Here is a 5910-nt window from a genome sequence, read left to right on the forward strand (position 1 = left end):
TCTGTGAAGTCAAAGTGTGCACCTCGTGTACCTTGGGTAAAAGCTGCCCCATGGGATAGTTGCGCACAATGATGTCTGCGTAACGCAGGGCAATCTCCTCCGCTATGCGGCCTTTTCTGTTTCCGCTCTCCACATCCGGGTGGGGCTTGTAGATGATGAAGGCGTTGGGCCTGTTCTCCCTGGCCTTTTGCAAGAGAGAGAGGTTATTCATGCCAAAACCTCCCTTGCGCACGGACGCGTCATCCTCCACCTGTCCCGGCACAAGAACTATTGTCTTGTCCTCAGGAAGATACGGCAAAGATACGTCAGAGAGGCCAGTATTGTATTTGGTAAGGCCCTTTTCCAAGATCAAGGCACGAAGGGAAGCAGCGCGTTTAAGCAAGGCGTCGTTGTCCAGATGGTCTGGAAAGGTGTTGAGAATATCTTCCAAATCGCTTGGCCGTGTGGGGTCATAGTAGATGCCCTTGCGGTCCACCACCAGGGAATAGGGCCAATTGAAATCGGATCCCAAGCCCACAGAGCGAATGAAACCGTCCTCCATCCGCGCCAGAGTCACGGATTCCCTGTCGCACTGTTGCTGCAGGGTGTCGGTCACGGCAGAAGACCAGACAACAACCTCCCCTCCCCTGGCTTTTGCCAGGGCGATGGCACGTCTGGAATTGCGGAAAAAAGAGGTCTCTCCTCCGGTAGATTTTAGATAGGCCCGGGCATAGGGCTTCTTCCACCAGCGAAAGCCGAGACAGGCATGAAACGAGCGATTCCGCTCATTCTGCCTGCGCTGCTCAGCCAAGAGACTTATGGTCTCATGGATATCACAACGCTCTTCCCGTATGGGGTTTACATAGCGAGCATAGAGCATGTAGGCAGCAGCAAAGACTTCCTCTATGCTCCGCTTCCTGGTTCTGCGTGGACAGGTTTGCTTGTCTACCGTCAAGCCCCATCCTGCGTAGAAAGGCATGCCAAAGCAGTGCACCTCCTTGCCGAGCATGAGAGCCTCAAATCCCATCTGTGAGGTGACAGTATAGACCACATCCGCCTGTGCAAGCAGAGAGATGGGGGAACAGTCTAGCGAGATGACCTGAACGAGATGACTTTTTGCGCAGTCTGCGAGAAAACCACGCTTCTTCCCAGCAATAACGTCTGGATGGGTTTTGACCCGAATGTTTTCGAGAGGATACAAGGATAGAGTCTCGTCCAGCATGGCCTTGAAGCTTGCTTCACTTGCCATGCCAAGAGAGACGCTGGCATCGCCTACTGTTTGGTCGAGGACCAAGACATGGGGAGTTGGGGTGTTGCCCCAGAGGTCGCTGGGCGCGTCTGGGGCATGGTTATACTTGCTTAAATGGTAGCGATTGATATCCTCCATTGCACGGTAAGCTGAATCCAACAGATCAAGAGTCTCCCAACCAGAGGAATTGAGGAGATTTTCAAGATCCGAGGGTTCGGTTGCATCGTAATAGATGCCTGTATGATCTACCACTAGAGAAAGGGGCTGCGCCCCCTTGCAACCAAGATCAAGAGAGCGCAGGAAACCATCTTCTAGGGCAATGTAAGGGAGATTGTGTTTAGCTGCATAGTGACGAGCTTTGTAGGCTGTTGGCTTGTGTCCCCAGCCAATAACAAACAAATAAAAATTATAATTATCAATTCTAAAAAAATTTGTATTATAGTTGTAACAATAATTTATTCTTAAACAAATTTTGTTATTGCAAATACTATACTTTTTTTTAAATTCAACTAATATAAAAATTTTTGCTATATTGTATATTTTTTTAGAAAAGCATATAAACAAATTATTGTAAATATACATTTTTAATTTAATAAAATCTTTTAAATACATACCCATGAACTTAACGGTAATCACTACTATCGCATTTGACGCCAGTGAAGTAAATCCAATTCTTAAAAAATACATAACTGCCCATGTTGCCGTATTCGGCTACACCCCTATCAATGAAACGGGGAATCCAGCTTCAGCAGAATTGTTGGCCGTTGTTTTATACGAACAAGTAGCTTACATGGCCTAACATAACACCAATAGGTTATGCGCCTGCCTCAGAAAGCCACCCTTTAGGATCTGTCTATAAATAACTCGTCTACTACTGAGTTCATTTTTCCACGCCTGAAGCAGAATTTAAGCTTAAACAAGAAAAAATATGGTTGAGTAATTTATGGACGATTCCTAAATTTAATGGGGATTTTTATATAATCTTCTTCTATCCCACATTATACCAGTTTTTATTATTTTTGCAGGTACACCACTTAATATTACATTTTCATCATCAAATTTTTTTGTAACCACAGAAGATTCTCCAATAACACAATTTTTATTTACACCACCCCCCTTTAAAATTTTTACACCATGCCCTACCCAGACATGATCACATATTATTATATCTTCTGGTTTATTTATAATTTCACCGTATTTATTAAAAATTGTATGACCATCTGATGTAAATAACATTACTGCCCATGAAAACATTACATCATCACCAATATATACATTTTTATTTTCCCATAATCTAATTTCAGTACCCATACATGAAAATCCTGATCCTATATAACATATAGATCCATATCCATTATTATTTAAAATGCACAATTTATTTATTTTTTGATTAGAGAAACCTATAATTACAACACATTCTTTTCTAAGAGTAATGTGACAATTAATAAAATTTGTTCCTTTATAATAAATAATTATACTACCATTACCTTTATCTAAATCATGGAGTGTTACATTTGGTATGTTACTTACAACAGATATCGAAATATCTTCATTTATACAATAAATATTTATAGTATCTTTATTATATAAAATATTTTTACAATCTGAAATAATATCTCTTATTTTACTATTTATATTTGATAAATATTCATTATATGATTTCATCATTTCCTCTATTATTTTTATTTTTTTTCATTGTTTAAAAAATTTTGTGATTTTTGTATCAAAATTTTAAAATCACTATATATTGAATTTAAATTTATTTTAGTCTCAATTGCTAATTTATTCTGGTTGATATATACATCATATTTATTTTCATTAAATGACTTTACAAAATCTATATAATATTTGTTATAATATTTTTGACTTTCAAAATGTAAACATAAATATTTTTTTCCATTTTTATATAATAACTCAAAATGAATATTATGTTCAATATCTTTAATATAAATAATATAAAAATGTCTTGAAAAATTATTTGTAAAAATTAATGATTTATCAATATTATTTATTTTTTTTATATATTTTTTCCATAAATCATTATAATCATTTAAATCAAGATCATTAATAAATTTTATTAATTTTTCTGAAGAGTGTCCATCACATGCTCCAACAAATTTATTTTTTATTTTTTTATACCCATCAGTATTAACATATTTATATGCTTTTCTTATTTTATTTATAAAATTAATAGCGTCAGAATCATTACATATTTCTCCTGGGCAATAGCTTGTATAATTATCATAAAAACCAATTTGTGCATTATATGCATCAATATCTTCTGCATAAAAAACAATTGGCTTATTTAATATTAATGCTTCAAAATAAGCTGATGAAAAATCAGTAATGAATACATTACATACAATTGTCAATGTAATTATATCAATATCATTTATAATTATAATTTTATTATTTATATTATCCAAATTACACATATCAGGATGAGACTTTATATTTTTAATAACCAATTGATGATTTTTAATTATTATTATTTCATCGTTTCTCAATAATTTTGCAAGATTTTTAAAATCCATTTTTGGTTTATAAAAAGCAGTATCACTTTTAAAAGGTTCACCTCTCCAAGTTGGTGCAATGAGATAAATTTTTTTATTTATTAATTCTGGAAATAATTTATAAAATTTATTTTTTTTATCATTTATTATTTTTTGATCATACAAAAGATCTGTTCTTGGTAATCCAAAACTAAGTACTTTATTTTTTGCTATTCCAAAAATTTCAGCATATTTTTCTTTGATTTCATTTGATGAACATAAAACAAAAGAAGGTGTACCAAATTTTTTTCTATGCTCTAATAATCCAATATTATTCTCATGAATTCCAAATTTTTTAAAATATCCGCATGCATGCCAAATATTAACTATATATGGAATATTTATTTTTTTTGATAATAACATCTTAACATATGGAGTATTTGTATTTGTTATAAAAACTTTTGCACGAGCTAAATAATATGCACGTAATGGTGAAAAAATAGATGTTTTAGGAATTATAAGCTTTGTATGAAGTTTAAATTTATTATTTAAACATTCATTCATAAAACCTACGCCATTACTGTCCCACAATATTATATAATTACATTTAAAATATTTTTGTGAAGTTTCAAAAACTATTTTTCCGATATTATTGATTTTTTTGATTAAATATATATGTATTTTTTTATAAATTTTTGAAAATATATTATTTTTTTTTGTCTTTTTCTGTTGTTTATTATTTTTTAGGCAAATCCATCTTATTAATGAATTATAATCAAATATCATTGCATCAATATCATCTTTTGTGCATATATAATTAAAATGATTATTATATATATATTTATCAATAATATCTTTTCCCATAACATAATTAAAAATTTCATTCCAGACTTTTATAGTATATTCAGGTTTATTTTCTCTTAATGTTTCAGGGGCTCTTTCTCCCATTTTTAATCTAAGTGATTCAGAAGACATCAGCTTATCAAGAGCTTCTGCCATTTTATTTATATTACCAAATTCAACTTTATATCCATCAATACCATCTCTAACTAATTTATTTGATTTTAAATTAAACATTACTGTTGGGATGTTATTTACTTTAGCATCAGCGATAACTAATCCAAAAGGTTCAGTATAAGATGGTAGTAAGTGAATTGAAGCTTCAGCAAAATAACGATCTGGATCTGATGTCCAAGGAATTAATTTAACATTAGCAGTAATGCCAGAAATTTTTACAATATTAGAAATGTTTTTTTGTTCTGGTCCCTTTCCTAATATACATAATTTCCAATCTTTATGATTTTCATATGCTAAGGAAAATGCTAAAATTCCTAATTCAATTTGCTTGAAATCTGTGAATCTACCAATCATTAATACTTGTTTTTGCTTTTTTAAGTTTTTATATTTTTTATTATATAAATATGTATTTGGCAAATAGGCAACTTTATAACCTTCTTCTTTCCAAATATTATAGCTTGTTTTTTCAATAGTTGTAATTAAATCACATGACTTTAAATATTCTTTTCTATTTAAATATAGATTAAAACGATGTTCATATACGGGAATAAAATGATAATGATGTTCATTTAATATAATTTTTATATTTAGAGATTTTATTTCATTAAATAGTTTTATAATTTCAAAATAATAATGGCAATGAGTTACAAAAATTTCTATTTTATTATTTTTTAATTCATATAATAATTTATTTATATTTTCATATTTTGATATTTTTCCTACTTCAACATACTTTATATTACCTACATCGAGTAAATGTCTAGACTTGTCACTAATTTTTTCTTCTAAAAACAATATTATATCATGATATTCTTTTATAGTATTAATCGCATTTTGTGTGGCGATCATTCCTCCACCACCAACTATATTATTAATTATAAAAAATCCTATTTTCATAAACTTTCCTTTTATAAACAAAAATTTAATATTTTATCTATTAACACATGTTATTGTACTAAATATTTACTAATAATTCAGATTTATATTTATTTTTTATATCTTCATTAAAAATATCAATTAATTCTGATGCATTTGAAAAAGATCTTCTTAAAGAAATTATTTTTAAAAGATTATTTTGTATATTTTTTTTTGATATTATTTCTAAAGCAGTTTTAAAATCTTTTTTTGTACTTCTACTACTACCAATTATAATCAATCCTTTTTCTAAAATAG

General features: G+C 30.7%; 5 protein-coding genes. 1 reads left to right on the top strand and 4 read right to left on the bottom strand.

Annotated elements, in window-relative coordinates; translation table 11 throughout:
• Positions 1-1840 (bottom strand): capsular polysaccharide biosynthesis protein (locus B5F76_RS14090; RefSeq protein ID WP_239407078.1); only part of this gene is annotated, 1840 nt, incomplete at its 3' end.
• 4 nt (positions 1841-1844) lie between these two features.
• Between B5F76_RS14090 and B5F76_RS15025 the strand changes: the two genes are divergently transcribed.
• A complete protein-coding gene (locus B5F76_RS15025) occupies positions 1845-2027 on the top strand; it encodes a hypothetical protein (RefSeq protein ID WP_162608874.1) in 183 nt (60 codons plus the stop codon).
• Between the two features lie 161 nt (positions 2028-2188).
• Here the strand turns inward: B5F76_RS15025 and B5F76_RS14650 are convergent, their stop codons facing one another.
• The 3 genes from B5F76_RS14650 to B5F76_RS15030 form a co-directional block, all read right to left on the bottom strand.
• Positions 2189-2893 (bottom strand): acyltransferase, encoded by a 705-nt coding sequence (locus B5F76_RS14650; RefSeq protein ID WP_144268509.1) that lies wholly within the window; start codon positions 2891-2893, stop codon positions 2189-2191.
• Positions 2894-2910: 17 nt separating this feature from the next.
• Entirely contained in the window at positions 2911-5634 is a 2724-nt protein-coding gene (locus B5F76_RS14095) for a CDP-glycerol glycerophosphotransferase family protein (protein WP_087355701.1), read from the bottom strand.
• 58 nt (positions 5635-5692) lie between these two features.
• Positions 5693-5910, bottom strand: a 218-nt coding sequence (locus B5F76_RS15030) for a hypothetical protein (protein WP_204218436.1), incomplete at its 5' end; no start/stop codon positions are given.

This window comes from Desulfovibrio sp. An276 (assembly GCF_002159665.1).
Lineage (GTDB): Bacteria > Desulfobacterota > Desulfovibrionia > Desulfovibrionales > Desulfovibrionaceae > Desulfovibrio > Desulfovibrio faecigallinarum.

Bases quoted from the DNA above. Each gene is read 5' to 3' on its own strand.
- B5F76_RS14095 (WP_087355701.1), bottom strand. From the start codon at position 5,634: ATGAAAATAGGATTTTTTATAATTAATAATATAGTTGGTGGTGGAGGA.
- B5F76_RS15025 (WP_162608874.1), top strand. From the start codon at position 1,845: ATGAACTTAACGGTAATCACTACTATCGCATTTGACGCCAGTGAAGTA.
- B5F76_RS14650 (WP_144268509.1), bottom strand. From the start codon at position 2,893: ATGAAATCATATAATGAATATTTATCAAATATAAATAGTAAAATAAGA.